This is a genomic window from Aliiroseovarius marinus (assembly GCF_050881025.1).
In the GTDB taxonomy this organism is placed as follows: Bacteria; Pseudomonadota; Alphaproteobacteria; order Rhodobacterales; family Rhodobacteraceae; genus Aliiroseovarius; species Aliiroseovarius marinus_A.
Window position 1 is genome coordinate 479,319 of sequence record NZ_JBNNXQ010000001.1, and the last position, 15,976, is coordinate 495,294.

Below are 15,976 nucleotides of genomic sequence, written 5' to 3' on the forward strand. Positions count from 1 at the left end.
GTTACTTGCAGAGGTCAAGCCCTGTCGCCGCAGAGGCGGCATCGATATCGCCAACTGCCTCCAGGGCGCGGTCGATCGGGACATTTGTCATCAGCGGCATCATCGTTTTTCCGCCATCCGTACTAAGCCGGATTGAAAACACAGCATCAGGCGTAGGGCCATTCCATTCAGCACAGGCAGCCACACCTACGGATAACGAACCGGTCGACGCATCCGCATCCTCAGTTTCCCAAGCACGCGCACGAGCGATATCTGCGCGCAGGCGGGGAAGATCATTTTCCGCGACACGATAGATGTTGCCTGCACGCGCAAGAACATAGCTGTGCTCAAAGCTTTCCCCCGTGGTCGCAAACCGGGCCGACAGACCAAGCGACGCACCGCCTTCAGGCACCCTGACGCCACTTGGCAGCTGAAGCTCAACGGCAATATCTGCGGGATCATTTGCAAAGGGGTCCATGGTCGCCAAACGCGCTAAGGTAAGCGGGTTCATTTGGCCGCAAGCAGACAGAGACAGCACCAGAAAGGCTGCAAATAGGGCTTTCAACATAACAGGCTCCAATTTTCGCTTGAAAGTTTTCTTTAATGTTTTACGATAAATTTTAAATGTAAAGGATAAAGTTATGGCCGAACACAGGATCCCAAGAAAATACACACGCCTTGCAACCTTGGGGCAGGGATTAAGCCTGCTTCTGCTCGCCGGGATTCCGCTGTTCCTGCTTGGGCAACTGGTTGTTCAAGGCCCTGAAACCTATCTGGAATTCATACCGGGCGCAGAGGCAGCATACCCCCCGGGCCCGCCCCGATCTGCGCTTTTCGCGGCAATTGGTCTGGGCGCGCTTCCAATAGCGGCTAGCCTTTGGGCTTTGTGGCATATCTCGTGCCTTTTTGCCTGCTTCCGCTCGGGGCACATTCTTACAATTGTCGCGACGCGCCATGTCAGGCGCATTGGGCAGGCACTGCTCTTGCAGGCTGTGGCAGCCTTGCTAACGGTGCCGCCAATCACAATGCTTATGACTTTGCACAACCCTGAAGGGCATCGACAGGTCGCGGTAGGGGTCGGATCAAATGAGCTATGGTTGGTTGTAAGCGGCGTGTTGCTGATCGTGATTGGGGCGGCTTTTTCGCAAGCGGTTGAGATCGACCAAGAGAACCGGGGTTTCGTGTAATGCAGATTACAGTAACTTTGGACGTCATGATGGCGCGTCGCAAAATCAAAGGGCGTGAACTGGCCGACAGAATCGGGATCAGCGAACAGAACCTAAGCCTGCTGAAAAGCGGCAAGGTGAAGGGCGTTCGCTTTGAAACTCTGGCCAAAATCTGTGATGTGCTTGATTGTCAGCCCGGCGATATACTTGAGGCGCAGGAATAGGGGCCGCCCGACAATTTGGCGACCAACCCTGGCGAGCCCCCAGATCAATCCGAAATGTGATGAGCGGGCTCTTCTTCCAGCATCCGCACCTCGCGCTGCGGGAAGGGGATCGAGATCCCGTTTTCTTGGAACGCATCCCAGAGCGACAGATAGACATTGCCGCGAATATTGGTCAGCCCGCCCGAGGGATCGTCAATCCAGAACCTCAGAATATAGTCCACCGAGCTGTCGCCAAATCCGACGATATGGCAGACCGGCGGACGGAACGAGAGCACACGGTCAACGCCACTCGCGGCCTCGATCGCAATTTTGCGCACCTTATGGGGGTCATCGCCATAGGCCGTGCCAAAGAAGATATCGAGCCGCACGAAAGAGTTCGTATGTGACCAGTTCACCACTTGCCCGGTGATCAGGTCCTCGTTCGGGATCAGATATTCGCGCCCGTCGCGCGTCACGACCGAGACATATCGCGCACCCAGCTGTTCGATCCAACCGAAGGTATCGCCAAGGCTGATGACGTCACCGGGCTTGATCGACTTATCCAGCAGGATGATCACGCCGGACACAAGGTTCGACACCACCTTTTGCAGGCCAAAACCAAGGCCCACACCGATGGCACCGGACAGAACCGCCAGCCCGGTCAGGTCCACCCCCACGGCCTTCAATGCGATGAAAAACGCCGCGCCATAAAGCGCCATTTGGATGAACTTGACCGCCAACACCCGCATCGAGGGCGAAATGTCCTCGTTTTGTTGGATGCGTGCAGCCGATCCCGTGGCCAGAAGCCGCGCCAGCGCAAACAGCACTGCCAGCACCACTACCACGCGCAGAATGGTCCAAAGAGAGATGCGGAAATCCCCCATCTCCAGCGCAAGGTTATCCAACACATTGGCGGCCTCGGCGGTCACCCCAAGGAAATAGAGCGTCACATAGATCCACATCGCCCACATGACGATGCGCCGAACAGGTCGGTTCGAAATCAGGAACGCTGCAATCCCAACAAAAAGCCACGCACTGACAATGGTCGCGACAAGGGCAATCAGATAGCTGCGCGACGGCCATGTCACCTCGCGCATCACTGACACTGTGCCCCATGACAGCACCAGATAGACCATCATCGAAATGCGGTTGCGCAGGTGAATGGCGAAACGCAGCTTGCGTTTGGACCAACCCTCTTGTGCGCGCAGCCAGGCCTCGACCCGTGGACGGGCAACCCGCCCGATCACAAGCGAGATCGCCACGAGGCACAGCATGATCACCACTTGGTAAAGCCGCCAGGTCTGGGTCAGGCTCAACAGGAAATCACCGCCATCCTCAACAAGGTCCAGCACCTGTTCGGTCAGCGTGCTACTCGACGCGCCTGCCCCGCCTTCGGTTGCCCCCGCGGTGGGTTCTGAAAGCTGTTCGGCGGTTGTGGCGGCCGAAGTATCAACCGTTTCCTGCTCCATTTGGCCTCCTGTTTTGCCCAGCATGACACGGGTTGAAGTACGAGGTCCAGAGCCTGCGCCCTTGCCCCACGCTTCGGAACCATGTATCCCCGCGCCATGACTCGGATTTTTGACATGGATGACCACGCGTTTCTGCCGTGGCGCTTCTTCGGCGCCCAGAACGCGGTGCTTGCCTGCCTATAAGCCTTTGACGCCCGTTCACGCGGGCGAGCAATCCCTGTCACCCTACCCAAATTCACAATGATATCCACGGAGAGCGATATGACCGCCCCGAAGACACTCTATGATAAAATCTGGGATGCCCACGTAGCCCATGAAGCTGACGATGGCACCTGCCTTTTGTATATCGACCGCCATCTGGTGCACGAAGTGACCAGCCCGCAAGCCTTCGAAGGCCTGCGCATGGCGGGCCGCAAGGTGCACGCGCCGGACAAGACCATTGCCGTGCCGGACCACAACGTGCCGACCACTGCAGGCCGCGAGGACCCGGCGCAGATGACCGAAGAAAGCCGCATTCAGGTGGCTGCATTGGACACGAACGCCAAAGAGTTCGGCATCAACTATTACCCGATGAACGACGTGCGCCAAGGCATCGTGCACATCGTGGGCCCCGAGCAGGGCTGGACCCTGCCCGGCATGACCGTGGTCTGCGGTGACAGCCACACCGCCACCCACGGCGCCTTTGGTGCGCTGGCCCACGGCATCGGCACCTCGGAAGTGGAACATGTTCTGGCGACGCAAACGCTGATCCAGAAGAAATCCAAGAACATGAAGGTGGAAATCACCGGCAAGTTGAAGCCGGGCGTGACCGCCAAAGACATCACCCTGGCCGTGATCGGCGAGACCGGCACCGGCGGCGGCACGGGCTATGTCATCGAATATTGCGGCGAAGCGATCCGCGATCTGTCGATGGAAGGCCGCATGACCGTCTGTAACATGGCCATCGAAGGCGGCGCGCGCGCGGGCCTGATCGCGCCAGACGAAACCACGTTTGAGTATTGCAAAGGCCGCCCCCACGCCCCGAAAGCAGGCCAGTGGGAACAGGCTGTCGAATACTGGAAAACGCTCTTCACCGACGAAGGCGCGCATTTCGACAAGGTTGTGACGCTGAAAGGTGAAGAGATCGAGCCGGTCGTGACCTGGGGCACCTCGCCCGAGGACGTTCTGCCGATCTCGGCCGTGGTTCCCAGCCCGTCGGATTTCGAAGGCGGCAAGGTCGACGCAGCTGCGCGTTCGATCGACTATATGGGCCTGACCCCCGGTCAGAAACTGACCGACATCGAGATTGACACCGTCTTTATCGGCTCCTGCACCAATGGTCGCATCGAAGACCTGCGCGCCGTGGCAGACGTGGTCAAAGGCAAGAAGATCAAAGACGGCATGCGCGCGATGATCGTGCCCGGTTCGGGACTGGTGCGCGCTCAGGCCGAAGAAGAAGGTCTGGCCGAGATCTTTGAAGAGGCCGGTTTCGAATGGCGACTGGCCGGGTGCTCCATGTGCCTTGCCATGAACCCCGACCAGCTGGCTGAAAACGAGCGCTGCGCCTCGACCTCGAACCGCAACTTCGAGGGTCGTCAGGGCTACAAGGGCCGCACCCACTTGGTATCGCCCGCCATGGCCGCTGCCGCCGCGCTGACCGGTCGCCTGACCGACGTTCGTGACTTGATCTAAGGAGACCGCAAGATGGAAAAGTTTGAAAAACTGCACGGCATCGCGGCCCCAATGCCGCTGGTGAACATCGACACAGACATGATCATTCCGAAAGTGTTCCTGAAGTCGATTGCCCGCACGGGCTTTGGCAAGAACCTGTTTGACGAGATGCGCTATAACCGCGACGGCTCGGAAATCGAGGATTTCGTGCTGAACAAGCCGCAATACCGCAACGCCGAGATCCTGATCGCCGGTGACAACTTCGGCTGCGGCTCGTCGCGCGAACACGCGCCTTGGGCAATTGCAGATTTCGGCATCAAATGCGTGGTCTCGACCAGCTTTGCCGACATCTTCTTCAACAACTGCTTCAAGAACGGCATCCTGCCGATTGTCTTGCCGCAGGCTGAGGTCGATGTGCTGATGGAAGACGCGGAACGTGGCGAAAACGCCCGTATGACCGTGGACCTGGAAGCCCAGGAAATCACCACTTCGGAAGGCACCACGATCAGCTTCGAGGTCGACGCCTTCAAGAAGCACTGCCTGTTGGAAGGTCTGGACGACATCGGCCTGACGATGGCGAAGAAGGCTTCAATCGAGGCCTATGAAACCCAGGCATCCGCGGCGCGCCCCTGGGTGTAAACGCCTGAAAAAATAACGAAAAAGAAAAGGCCGCCATGTTGCGGCCTTTTTTGTCTCGAATTTGGTGCAAAGTCGCACCAGTTTTCTCTTAATTCCACCACATTTGCCCTGCCAGATGGTCCGGTAGTTGAACTGGAGTTGTGAGCGTGCGCAGTATGTCGCCTGAGGCAAAAGATGACGCCCCAAAAGGCGCAGCTCCAACCGGGAAACAGGATGCGGCACGCAATCGCATCCGGCCAGGTGGAAGGAAGAGGCAGTGATGAACCGCATGATTGGTGCGTGTTTCCGCGCAGTATTGATGGTGATGCTTGTCGCCACCCCGTCGCTATTGGTGCCGGGTGTCTCTGGCGAGAGCGGCCAGATCGTCGCCATCGTGGCCTTCTTTGCCGCCGCCTTCACGATTTTCGAATATGGCTCCACTTACCCCGGCATGGTCGAGTTTCGGGATGCCCCACCCTTTAACCGGCTGCGTTACATCAGCCTGTTTGCCATGGTGTTTTGCCTGTCGGTGATCGCACGCGGTCAGACCGACACAACCACAGCCACGCAATTCCTGACATCCATTGGAGTGCTTGTTGGACAGGCCATCGACTTTCCCTTCAGCCCCGTGCGGCTGGTGGTGTCGATGCTGCCCGATACGGCCTCGTTCACGGATATGGTTCTGTTGCGCGCCGCAGCGGGCATGGCCTACCTGATTTCCTTGCTGTCCATGGCGACCTTCCTGATCTCGCTCAGGTTCACCAATTGGCCGATGCAGGCCACAACCGCTTTCAACGTCTGGATCAACCTGCCGACATTCGACCCGACCACGGGCGGAGACGTCGTGCGCCGTCTGATCCGGGACGCGCGGTTCAATATTCTTCTGGGCTTCCTGTTGCCCTTCATCACGCCTATCATCGTCTCTGCCGCAGCTTCTGTCTTCGGCACCATCTCGGTGGTCAATACGCAAACCCTGATCTGGACGGTGACAGCATGGGCCTTCCTTCCTGCGAGCCTTTTCATGCGTGGCATCGCCATGCAGCGGGTGGCGCTGATGATCAGCTCCGAACGCAAACGCAACACGCGCCGCGCCGAGGAAAATGGCTTCGTAACCGTGTAAGCGCAGCGCTCGTCGCAGCGCTTACCCTTGCAGCTTTCCCCCTACAAACGGCCAGTGCCGAGACCCTGCGTGTCGCCAGCTATCACGCCGATATCCGCAAGAAAGGGCCGGGCCTTTTGTTGCGAGATATCCTGAAGGGCGACACGCAGATCGAGGCGCTGGTGCGCGTGATCGTCACCGCAAAACCTGATGTTCTGGCCCTGCAGGGTTTTGACCATGATCTGGAAAATCACGCGCTGCATGCCTTTCAGAACGCGCTGGCCGCGGCGGGCCACGCAATGCAACACAGCTTCTCTGGCCCTCCGAATACGGGGGTAGAGACAGGGCTGGACCTGAACGGAAACGGCCGGTTTGGCGAAGCTCAGGACGCGCATGGTTATGGGCGCTACACGGGTCAGGGGGGTATGGCGGTGCTCTCGACCATCCCAATGGGCCAGATCCGCGATTTTTCACAGATGCTATGGAAGGACCTGCCCGGCAACAGCTTGCCCGGTCCGGATGACCTGCCATTGCCAGCCCCCGACGCCGCGACGATGCTGCGTCTGTCCTCGGTCGCTCATTGGGATATCGAGCTGACGCCCCCCGGCGCGCCCGCATTTCATCTGCTGACCTTCCACGCCAACACCCCCGTTTTCGACGGGCCCGAGGATCGAAACGGCCGTCGCAACCATGATGAAATCACCTTCTGGGCACGTTATCTTGATGGTGAACTGGCGGGGCACCCGGCCCCTTCCACACCCGTGGTGATCGCCGGAAATGCCAATCTTGATCCCGAGGACGGGGATGGTCGAAAACAGGCCATCCGTGCGCTGCTGGCCCGGCCCGATTTGCAGGACCCACGCCCGCAAAGCGCCGGGGGTGCCGCGGCGGCAGACCCAGAGCACCGGGGGGACCCGGCGTATGACACCGCCGACTGGCCCGATGGCAAACCCGGCAATCTGCGTGTCAGCTATGTGTTGCCCGATGCATCCCTTAACGTGACTGACAGCGGCGTGGTCTGGCCCGCGCCGGATGATCCGTTTGCGCAAACGGTTGAAACCGCATCACGTCACCGGCTTGTTTGGGTCGATATCAAGTTTTAAGCCTTTGTTTTCTTGACCCGAAGCGCCCGGCAGGCTACGCCCATCTGCGACGAATTCAGTGCAAGGAATGCCCCCATGACGAACCCCTCTCTGCTCATCCTGCCCGGTGACGGTATCGGCCAGGAAGTGATGACCGAAGTGCGCAAGGTCATCGATTGGATCGGCGCGAAACGCGGCGTGACCTTCGACGTGAGCGAGGACCTTGTGGGCGGCGCGGCTTACGACAAATACGGATCACCACTGGCCGACGAGACCATGGCCAAAGCGCAAGAGGTTGACGCCGTGCTGTTGGGCGCCGTGGGCGGCCCGAAATACGATGACCTTGATTTCTCCGTCAAACCCGAACGCGGCCTTCTGCGCCTGCGCAAGGAAATGGACCTTTATTCCAACCTGCGCCCGGCCCAGTGCTTTGACGCGCTGGCGGATTTCTCGTCGCTGAAAAAAGACATCGTGTCTGGTCTGGACATCATGATCGTGCGTGAGCTGACCTCGGGCGTTTATTTCGGCGAGCCGCGTGGCATCTTTGAAGAAAACGGCGAGCGTGTCGGCATCAACACCCAGCGCTACACCGAAGCCGAAATCGAACGCGGCGCGCGTTCCGCTTTTGAACTGGCGATGAAACGCGACAAGCGCCTGTGTTCGATGGAAAAAGCCAATGTGATGGAATCGGGCATCCTGTGGCGCGAGGTCGTGACCCGCGTGGCCAAGGACTACCCCGAGGTCGAGCTTTCGCACATGTATGCCGACAACGGCGCCATGCAGCTGGTGCGTGCCCCCAAGCAGTTTGACGTGATCTACACTGACAACCTCTTTGGTGACATCCTGTCGGATTGCGCCGCCATGCTGACCGGATCGCTGGGCATGCTGCCCTCGGCCTCGCTTGGTGCGCCCATGGAAAATGGCCGCCCCAAGGCGCTTTACGAACCCGTACACGGCTCGGCACCGGACATCGCGGGCGAAGGCAAAGCCAACCCCTGCGCCTGTATCCTCAGCTTCGCCATGGCGCTGCGCTATTCCTTCGACATGGGCGAAGAAGCCGACCGTCTGGAAGCCGCTGTCGAGAAAGTGCTGGCCGATGGCGTGCGCACCGGCGACCTGTTGAACGAAGCAGGGAAGACCCCGGTGTCGACCTCGCAAATGGGGGATGCGGTGATCGCGGCGCTGGACGCCAGCCTGTAATCTTTCCACCTTGTCTTTCAAAGCGGCCCGACAGATGTCTGGGCCGCTTTTCTTTTGCGCAATCGCCCCCATATCCAACGCATGACACAAGTGATTTTACATGATGAGCTGCCATCCGGGATGGAGGCAGAGGCCGCAGCGCTCTATTGGGAGGCCTTCGGCGGCAAGTTGGGCAAGCTTCTTGGCCCCGACAACCGCGGTCGCGCTTTTTTCGAGCGCAGCGTGAACCATGCGGCCGTGATCGCCGCCACGGATGCAAACGGTCGCCTTTTGGGGATTGTGGCCCATCAGGCCAGCGGCACCGGTTTTTCCAACGCCACCACCGTGACGCTGTTTCGACACTATGGGCTGGGCGCATTGTGGCGGTTGATCCCGCTGGCGATGCTGGAACGCGCTGCGCCGAAGGGCACTCTGCAGATGGATGGCATCTGCGTGTCAGCTCAGGCGCGCGGACAGGGTGTGGGGCAAGCGCTGTTCAACCGGCTTTTCGACATGGCGCGCGACAGGGGGTTCGCCCGCGTGACGCTGGATGTGATCAACACCAACCCACGCGCCCGTGCGCTTTATGACCGTTTGGGTTTTCAGGCGACCGGAACCGAAACCACCGGCCCGCTGAAACCGCTACTTGGCTTTGACAGCGCCACGAAAATGGTCCTGACCCTGTGATCGCAGCATTTTGGGGCTTGCCACCCGCCCGTCATGGCACTATCCCACGCGGCACGGTCGGGCTGTAGCGCAGCCTGGTAGCGCACCTGCTTCGGGAGCAGGGGGTCGGAGGTTCGAATCCTCTCAGCCCGACCAGTTTCCACGTCATTGCTTTTACGTCCCGGCGAAAGCTGCGGGTTCTATGGCTGCACTGATAGGATGACGACAGGGGCGCGTCGTCACCCCCGCGCCACCCCTGACACCGCATTTCAAACGCCCCCCCCTTTTCCCCTTGGCAAGTTTTGCCCCACCCCATTAGGGTATTTACATACCAATCGGGACAGAAAGATCCCGACCCGTTTTGAGGCCCACAGACGAGTTGCACCAATGACCAACGCCTTGCAGACGCCCCTGCGTGACCTGCACACCGAAGATGGCCGCGTTTTCGTGAAAGATGAAACCGCGCAGATCGGTGGGTCGTTCAAGTTCCGCGGCCCGGATCGCTTTTTTGAAAAGCACCCCGAAATTCGCGCCGTTGTGACCGCCTCCAGCGGCAATCACGCCATCGGGGTCAGCAATGCCGCCAAGATGAACGGCGCAAAGGCAACGATCTATCTGCCCGAAAACACGCCCGAAGCCAAACTGTCCAAGATCCAACAAGCGGGCGGCATCTGCCGCATGGTGCCCGGAAGCTATGAAGATGCGCTAAGCGCGGCCATCGCCCATGCCGAAGCTGGCCCGGACACCCTGCTGCCCAGCTATGACCACCCCGAAATCATCGCCGGGAATGGCGGGCTTTATGACGAAGCCGAAGCGCAGGCTGGCACCCGGTTTGACCGCATCGCTGTCCCGGTCGGCGGCGGCGGCTGCGTGTCCGCCGCGATCCACTACGCGGCTCGGAATGGCGCGCGGGTTCTGGCCGCTGAATACGCCCCGTTTGAACGGATCAGGCAAATCGCATTGGAACAGCAGGGCGACGACATTCAGACCGACCACCCGGCCGCCCCGTCAACCGAAGGGATCGCGATCCGCACCTTGGGCAAGCTGAACCGCCAGATCATCGCAAGCTGCCCAACACTCGATCTGGCTCAGGTGACCTATGAAGAGATGCTGGCCGCCTGCCGCTGGCTCTATGACAGCTTTGGCATCATGGCCGAACTTGGCGCCTCGGCCGGGGTTGCTGCCGCACTGAAACATCGCGCGCAGGGCGCAAGCACGCTTTGTGTGGTGACAGGTGGCAACATCGACCCCACACTACATGCAGAACTGATGGCCGGCCCTTCAAGCCCGCCCGACAGAGGCAAGGATTAGAGCCATGTGGACCCCTTTGGCTTTCGAACGGGATGAATACAAACTGGCACGCGCTGCCGGGCCGGTCTTTTCACATCAGTTCATCCTGACCCCTGACCCGATCGATGAAAGCGACGAGTTTCAACGTCACGACTTCGCGGGCCTGCATCTTTATACCGGCGCAAAGCTGAACGTTCAGATGGCAAAGTCCAAAGCGACCGAGGTGATGGTCCTTGGGGTTGCGGTGGACCCGGACGGGCATGTGCTGACATCCGAACGCCTGATGGACATTCTGCGCGACCACAAAAACAATCTGGCCGAGACGGCGGACTACCTGTCGATGAGCGCTGGACGATATATCTTCGCGATCAGCAATTCCCGCAGCAAATACCTGTATCTTGACCCAACGGGCATGTTGTCCGCGGCATGTGATCCCAAACGGGGCGTCATCGCCTCGGTCGCCACATTGGCCGTGCCCGGCCCGGTCGAACCCAGCGACTACCCAATGTGGGAAGAGGCCGCCTACCCTCGCGGCGCGCGGTTCTCTTTTGGCTATACGCTTGACCGGCGGGTGCGTCAGCTTTTGCCAAACCATCGGCTTGATCTGAAGACATTCACCTCAGAACGGCACTGGCCTTCCGAGGCGCAGGATCTGCGCTGCGCCAGTCCCGAACGTGCCGAAGAGGTGGTCAAGATCGCTTCGGACCGGCACATTCAGGTAATCAGCGCACTGGCCCGCCATTTCCCTGTCGCCCTTCCGGTCACCGCCGGACAGGACAGTCGGCTTTTGCTTGCCCATTCCAAGACATGCCTGAAGGACATCAAGCTGTTCTTCACCCATGTCACCAATTTCAACACCGAACGGGACGCCGAGATTGGCAAGACGCTTTGCGACAAAATTGGCGCGCCCCATACCACCTTTCGCGTGATTGGAAACTTTGGGAAGTTCCGCCCAGACCTTCCCCTGCCCGATCTGCGGCGTCGCATGCTGATCCGTGCGGGATATCTGGTTGATGAGGGCGACCTTGAGCTTGATCCGCAACAAAAACGAGAGCTTGCCGCCGCCGAGGCCGTGCCCGAAGATCATCTGGTGCTGCGCGGCCATGTGACGGATATCTCGAAAGCCGTGCTTTGGCGGTTTATCGGTCTCAAATTTTTCAAATTCCATCGCACCGACGCCTTGCCCGCAGAAACGGCCATCCGGCTGATGCAGCTGCGTCCGGCGAAAAGCGGGATTGTCGATTTTGACAAGTTCAATCCGCTTTACAACGCGTGGATCAAGGGATTGCCGAAAGAGCTGCACCGGCGGTCGGTAGATATGCTGGGCGTCGAACAGTATCGCCCCTACAGCCTCGGCCTGTCGTTCAACAGCTATCAGCGCAACTTCTATTTGGCGCCCGGCAACGACCGGCGCATTATCGCAGCCCTGGCCACCCCACCACCTGATCTGCGCGCCATGCTGTATGTGAACGACATGCTGCTTCAGCAGACTGTGCCGGAATTCTGCGAGATCGAATATGTCCGCGCCGACGACAATGCCATCCGCGAACGCCGCTGGCCGATGGAACGGTCACTGGACACCCAGTGACCTGCGCATCCGAACCGCCTGAACAGGGCATCACGCAACCATGCCCAACGCAGCGGTAGCTGTACGCTCTTTCACCGGAATGTCATCGGGGGAATTGGTGCCCAGAAGAGGACTCGAACCTCCACGTCCATACGGACACTAGCACCTGAAGCTAGCGCGTCTACCAATTCCGCCATCTGGGCACGGGTTGGTGAGGCGGGGATGTAAAGTGACCCGCCGGGAGTGTCAATAACATTTCTAAGCTTTTCTGACAGGTTTCGATTTTCTTTTTCCGGCAGAGAATTGCGAATCCCGGCAACCGGTCTTGCTGATCCGGTCCGCATCCCTGACAAATCGCTTCCAGAACCTCTTCAAACACCTTTGATTACTGTTTGCGCCTTGCTCTGCTCCTCTATCAGGGCTATTCAGTGGCCAAGGAATTTCCAGCGGTTTCAAGGAGAGCTCGCATGTCAAAACTGGTCACCATCTATGGCGGTTCAGGCTTTGTCGGGCGCTATATCGCGCGCCGGATGGCCAAGCAGGGATGGCGTGTACGCGTGGCAGTTCGCCGCCCGAATGAAGCGCTGTTCGTCAAACCCTATGGCGCCGTCGGACAAGTCGAACCGATCCTGTGCAACATTCGTGACGACAATTCTGTCCGCGCCGCCCTGCAAGGTGCGGATGCTGTGGTCAATTGCGTCGGTGTGCTTAGCGAGATTGGCAAAAACGGTTTTGATGCTGTCCATCACGAGGGCGCTGAACGTGTGGCCCGTCTGGCGACTGAAGAGGGCGTGAGCCAGCTGGTTCAGCTTTCAGCCATTGGCGCGGATGCCCAGAGCGACAGCGAATATGCGCGCACCAAGGCCGCTGGCGAAGCAGGCGTTCAGGCCGCTTTTGCCGGTGCTGTGATCCTGCGCCCGTCGGTGATTTTCGGATCAGAAGACCAGTTCTTCAACCGGTTCGCCGAAATGACCCGTTTTGGTCCGATCCTGCCAATCACCGGCGGCAATACCAAATTCCAGCCCGTGCATGTGGACGATGTGGCAAAGGCCGCTGAAGCCGCTGTTCTGGGACAGGTTGAGCCGGGCGTCTACGAGCTTGGCGGTCCCGATGTTGAAACCCTGCGCGCGCTGATTGACCGGATGCTGAACGTGACAGAGCGTCGTCGCTTGGTGGTAAACCTGCCTTTCGGCATCGCGCGACTTCAGGCTGGCATTTTTGATCTTGTGCAGTGGATGACACGCGGCCTGGTGAAGGCCCCTCTGACCCGTGATCAGGTGCGCAACCTCGCCCATGACAATGTGGTCAGCGAAGGCGCAAAGACCTTCGAGGATCTGAACATCACGCCGCGCGCCATGGCCGCGATTTTGCCTGACTATCTCTGGCGCTTCCGCAACCATGGACAATATGCTGCCATTCAGGCCTCGGCCAAGAATCTGCGCAGCGACACCTGATATTTTGAACGAATTTGGACAGGGGCGCGACATGTCGCGCCCTTTGCCGTTTCTGAGGCGTCGTTTCAGAGGTAAACGATTCCCAACAGGATCACCCCCAGCGCCACGCGATAAATCACATAAGGTGTGAAACTGACCGACCGCAGAAGGCGCATCATCAGGCTCAGCGCTAGAAGGGCGGCGAAGAAGGAAAACACCGCTGCAATCGCGCCATCCCGCGCCACTTGCGCATTGGCGGTGGCGACCACCTCGACCCCCAGAAGTGTCGCGGATGCAATGATGGTCGGAATTGACATCAGCATGGCCAGCTTGGCACCATCTGCCCGCGCGTAGCCCAACGCACGCGCGCCCGAAATAGCTGCGCCAGACCGCGAGGTGCCGGGGATCAGCGCCAGCGCCTGCCACAGCCCCATAATCACCGCATCCCGCATAGACCAATCTGTGGCCTGCTTCACTTCAGCGCCCTTTTGGTCAACCCAATAAAGCACAAGCCCGAAGATGATCATGGTCCACGCGATGACCGCAACCGAGCGCATCGCGTCATCCAAACCTGTCAGCTTCAGCACCAACCCGAACAAAACCGCCGGAATCGTAGCGACAATCAGCAAGAAAGCCAGTTTTGCCCCCGGCGTATCCACCTGCCCGCGCATAAGACGCGGCAAGCCTGCAAGGGCCAGACGCACGTCTTGCCAGAAGAACAAGACAACCGCCCCCAACGTGCCCAAATGCACCGCCACGTCGATCGCCTGCCCTTGATCCGGCAAGCCCGTCACATGCGGCAACAGCGCCAGATGGCCGGAAGACGAGACCGGCAGGAACTCGGTCAGGCCCTGAATAATGGCGACCAGAAACAGATGAGCAAGCGACATGAACAGCCCCCGATTGATGTTGACGGCAAGCTACAGAAGCGACCCCCGAAGGGACAGGGGGATAATATGTCAGTACCGCTGACTATTATTGCAGCACTCACCGCGTCAAAATCACACATTCCGACAATTATTTCGCATTTAGGTCAGTATTATTGACTTTTCATTCACATAGAGTCTCTATAGAAGTCACACTCCAAGCCAAAAGTCTGCCCATGACGGGCCAGCCGAGGGAGAGCCAGGATGGCAAAACAGCCAATGTTGAAATTCGTGTCGGTCGACCGGGATATGCCCCAAAAGCGCACCGCCGAGACCCGCAAAGAAGATTTCAACGAGATCTACGCTGAATTCGCCGCTCAGAAAGCTGCCGAGCAGGCCAGCCGCTGTAGTCAGTGTGGCGTGCCCTATTGCCAATCCCATTGCCCGCTGCACAACAACATCCCCGACTGGCTACGGATGACGGCAACCGGCCGCCTGAAGGAAGCCTATGCGCTGAGCCAATCGACCAATACCTTCCCGGAAATCTGCGGCCGCATCTGCCCGCAGGACCGCCTGTGTGAAGGCAATTGCGTGATCGAACAATCCGGCCACGGCACCGTCACCATCGGCGCGGTCGAAAAATACATCACCGACACAGCCTGGGAAAATGGCTGGGTCGAAGACATCACCCCGGTTGCGGATCGGTCCGAGAAGGTTGCCATCATCGGCGCAGGCCCCGGTGGTCTGGCCGCCGCGGACGTGCTGGTGCGCGCTGGCGTCAAAGTCACTGTCTATGACCGCCATGACCGCGCGGGCGGGCTTTTGACCTATGGCATCCCCGGCTTCAAACTGGAAAAAGACGTGGTCATGCGCCGCGTGAAACTGCTGGAAGATGCGGGCGTTCAGTTTGTGCTGAACTGCAATGTCGGTGAAGACATCACCTTCCAGGACATCCGCGCTCAGCATGACGCGGTGCTGCTGGCCACGGGCGTCTACAAGGGGCGTGACCTGACAGGGCCGGGTGCAGGGGCAAAAGGCATTGTGCCCGCACTGGACTACCTGACCTGCTCGAACAAGCTGAGCTTTGGCGACAGCGTGCCTGAGTTTGACAGCGGCGAATTGAACGCCGAAGGCAAAAACATCGTCGTCATCGGCGGCGGTGACACCGCGATGGACTGTGTGCGCACAGCGATCCGTCAGGGCGCCAAATCGGTAAAATGTCTCTATCGCCGCGACCGCGCCAATATGCCCGGTTCGCAGCGTGAAACACAAAACGCCGAAGAAGAGGGCGTGGAGTTCGTTTGGCTGTCGGCCCCGAAAGGGTTCTCGGGCGATCCGGTCAATGGTGTGATCGTGCAAAAGATGCGCCTTGGCGCACCGGATGCTTCGGGACGTCGCAGCCCGGAAGTGATCGAAGGTTCGGACTATACCGAAGATGCCGATCTGGTCATCAAGGCGCTTGGATTTGAACCTGAGGACCTGCCGACCCTTTGGGGCGAAAAAGACCTGCCGGTCACACGTTGGGGCACTGTGAAAGCCGCTTTTGGCACCCACCAGACCGACCTCGATGGTGTCTGGGCCGTAGGCGACATCGTGCGCGGTGCATCGCTGGTGGTCTGGGCCATTCGCGACGGGCGCGAGGCAGGCGCCAACATTCTGGACAGCCTGAACGCGACCGCCGCTGTCGCCGCTGAATAAACCCCATTTCC

The 15,976-nt window shown here is 59.4% G+C and carries 15 protein-coding genes and 2 tRNA genes; 13 read left to right on the top strand and 4 right to left on the bottom strand.

Annotated features, from left to right (window positions below):
- Position 1: 1 nt before the first annotated feature.
- Positions 2–652: a hypothetical protein gene (locus ACRY08_RS02255; protein ID WP_432448860.1), complete on the bottom strand. Its 651-nt coding sequence runs from the start codon at positions 650–652 to the stop codon at positions 2–4.
- Here ACRY08_RS02255 and ACRY08_RS02260 point away from each other — a divergent pair.
- Both ACRY08_RS02260 and ACRY08_RS02265 read left to right on the top strand, forming a co-directional pair.
- Positions 621–1,166, top strand: coding sequence for a DUF2975 domain-containing protein (locus ACRY08_RS02260; RefSeq protein WP_432448220.1), 546 nt, complete (start codon positions 621–623; stop codon positions 1,164–1,166). The two genes, ACRY08_RS02255 and ACRY08_RS02260, sit on opposite strands and share 32 nt — an antisense overlap.
- Positions 1,166–1,369 carry a helix-turn-helix domain-containing protein gene (locus tag ACRY08_RS02265; protein WP_432448221.1) on the top strand — a complete coding sequence of 68 codons (204 nt, stop codon included), beginning with the start codon at positions 1,166–1,168 and terminating at the stop codon, positions 1,367–1,369. Before ACRY08_RS02260 ends, ACRY08_RS02265 begins: the two co-directional genes overlap by 1 nt.
- Before the next feature lie 44 nt (positions 1,370–1,413).
- Here the strand turns inward: ACRY08_RS02265 and ACRY08_RS02270 are convergent, their stop codons facing one another.
- A complete protein-coding gene (locus ACRY08_RS02270) occupies positions 1,414–2,817 on the bottom strand; it encodes a mechanosensitive ion channel family protein (RefSeq protein WP_432448222.1) in 1,404 nt (467 codons plus the stop codon).
- Between the two features lie 261 nt (positions 2,818–3,078).
- Between ACRY08_RS02270 and leuC the strand changes: the two genes are divergently transcribed.
- The 9 genes from leuC (at position 3,079) to ACRY08_RS02315 (ending at position 11,989) form a co-directional block, all read left to right on the top strand.
- Positions 3,079–4,488: a 3-isopropylmalate dehydratase large subunit gene (gene leuC, locus ACRY08_RS02275; RefSeq protein WP_432448223.1), complete on the top strand. Its 1,410-nt coding sequence runs from the start codon at positions 3,079–3,081 to the stop codon at positions 4,486–4,488.
- Positions 4,489–4,500: 12 nt separating this feature from the next.
- Positions 4,501–5,106: a 3-isopropylmalate dehydratase small subunit gene (gene leuD / locus ACRY08_RS02280; protein WP_432448224.1), complete on the top strand. Its 606-nt coding sequence runs from the start codon at positions 4,501–4,503 to the stop codon at positions 5,104–5,106.
- 259 nt (positions 5,107–5,365) lie between these two features.
- Positions 5,366–6,205, top strand: coding sequence for a hypothetical protein (locus tag ACRY08_RS02285; protein ID WP_432448225.1), 840 nt, complete (start codon positions 5,366–5,368; stop codon positions 6,203–6,205).
- Positions 6,206–6,321: 116 nt separating this feature from the next.
- On the top strand, positions 6,322–7,287 hold the full coding sequence (locus ACRY08_RS02290; protein WP_432448226.1) for an endonuclease/exonuclease/phosphatase family protein: 966 nt from the start codon (positions 6,322–6,324) through the stop codon (positions 7,285–7,287).
- A gap of 75 nt (positions 7,288–7,362) precedes the next feature.
- Positions 7,363–8,466, top strand: coding sequence for a 3-isopropylmalate dehydrogenase (gene leuB, locus ACRY08_RS02295; protein ID WP_432448227.1), 1,104 nt, complete (start codon positions 7,363–7,365; stop codon positions 8,464–8,466).
- Positions 8,467–8,547: 81 nt separating this feature from the next.
- Positions 8,548–9,132 (top strand): GNAT family N-acetyltransferase, encoded by a 585-nt coding sequence (locus ACRY08_RS02300; protein WP_432448228.1) that lies wholly within the window; start codon positions 8,548–8,550, stop codon positions 9,130–9,132.
- A 58-nt stretch (positions 9,133–9,190) separates the two neighbouring features.
- Positions 9,191–9,267 (top strand) — tRNA-Pro (locus ACRY08_RS02305).
- Between the two features lie 231 nt (positions 9,268–9,498).
- Positions 9,499–10,422 (top strand): threonine ammonia-lyase, encoded by a 924-nt coding sequence (locus tag ACRY08_RS02310; protein ID WP_432448229.1) that lies wholly within the window; start codon positions 9,499–9,501, stop codon positions 10,420–10,422.
- 4 nt (positions 10,423–10,426) lie between these two features.
- A complete protein-coding gene (locus tag ACRY08_RS02315; protein WP_432448230.1) occupies positions 10,427–11,989 on the top strand; it encodes a hypothetical protein in 1,563 nt (520 codons plus the stop codon).
- A 95-nt stretch (positions 11,990–12,084) separates the two neighbouring features.
- Here the strand turns inward: ACRY08_RS02315 and ACRY08_RS02320 are convergent.
- Positions 12,085–12,171 (bottom strand) — tRNA-Leu (locus tag ACRY08_RS02320).
- A 264-nt stretch (positions 12,172–12,435) separates the two neighbouring features.
- Between ACRY08_RS02320 and ACRY08_RS02325 the strand changes: the two genes are divergently transcribed.
- Complete coding sequence (locus ACRY08_RS02325) at positions 12,436–13,422, top strand: complex I NDUFA9 subunit family protein (protein ID WP_432448231.1); 987 nt, start codon at positions 12,436–12,438, stop codon at positions 13,420–13,422.
- Between the two features lie 65 nt (positions 13,423–13,487).
- Here the strand turns inward: ACRY08_RS02325 and ACRY08_RS02330 are convergent, their stop codons facing one another.
- Complete coding sequence (locus ACRY08_RS02330; protein ID WP_432448232.1) at positions 13,488–14,291, bottom strand: undecaprenyl-diphosphate phosphatase; 804 nt, start codon at positions 14,289–14,291, stop codon at positions 13,488–13,490.
- A gap of 240 nt (positions 14,292–14,531) precedes the next feature.
- Between ACRY08_RS02330 and ACRY08_RS02335 the strand changes: the two genes are divergently transcribed.
- Entirely contained in the window at positions 14,532–15,965 is a 1,434-nt protein-coding gene (locus ACRY08_RS02335) for an NAD(P)-dependent oxidoreductase (RefSeq protein ID WP_432448233.1), read from the top strand.
- The last annotated feature ends 11 nt before the right edge of the window (positions 15,966–15,976 follow it).

Bases quoted from the DNA above. Each gene is read 5' to 3' on its own strand.
- leuC (WP_432448223.1), top strand. From the start codon at position 3,079: ATGACCGCCCCGAAGACACTCTATGATAAAATCTGGGATGCCCACGTA.
- leuB (WP_432448227.1), top strand. From the start codon at position 7,363: ATGACGAACCCCTCTCTGCTCATCCTGCCCGGTGACGGTATCGGCCAG.
- leuD (WP_432448224.1), top strand. From the start codon at position 4,501: ATGGAAAAGTTTGAAAAACTGCACGGCATCGCGGCCCCAATGCCGCTG.
- ACRY08_RS02270 (WP_432448222.1), bottom strand. From the start codon at position 2,817: ATGGAGCAGGAAACGGTTGATACTTCGGCCGCCACAACCGCCGAACAG.
- ACRY08_RS02285 (WP_432448225.1), top strand. From the start codon at position 5,366: ATGAACCGCATGATTGGTGCGTGTTTCCGCGCAGTATTGATGGTGATG.
- ACRY08_RS02330 (WP_432448232.1), bottom strand. From the start codon at position 14,291: ATGTCGCTTGCTCATCTGTTTCTGGTCGCCATTATTCAGGGCCTGACC.
- ACRY08_RS02335 (WP_432448233.1), top strand. From the start codon at position 14,532: ATGGCAAAACAGCCAATGTTGAAATTCGTGTCGGTCGACCGGGATATG.
- ACRY08_RS02325 (WP_432448231.1), top strand. From the start codon at position 12,436: ATGTCAAAACTGGTCACCATCTATGGCGGTTCAGGCTTTGTCGGGCGC.
- ACRY08_RS02310 (WP_432448229.1), top strand. From the start codon at position 9,499: ATGACCAACGCCTTGCAGACGCCCCTGCGTGACCTGCACACCGAAGAT.
- ACRY08_RS02260 (WP_432448220.1), top strand. From the start codon at position 621: ATGGCCGAACACAGGATCCCAAGAAAATACACACGCCTTGCAACCTTG.
- ACRY08_RS02265 (WP_432448221.1), top strand. From the start codon at position 1,166: ATGCAGATTACAGTAACTTTGGACGTCATGATGGCGCGTCGCAAAATC.
- ACRY08_RS02315 (WP_432448230.1), top strand. From the start codon at position 10,427: ATGTGGACCCCTTTGGCTTTCGAACGGGATGAATACAAACTGGCACGC.
- ACRY08_RS02300 (WP_432448228.1), top strand. From the start codon at position 8,548: ATGACACAAGTGATTTTACATGATGAGCTGCCATCCGGGATGGAGGCA.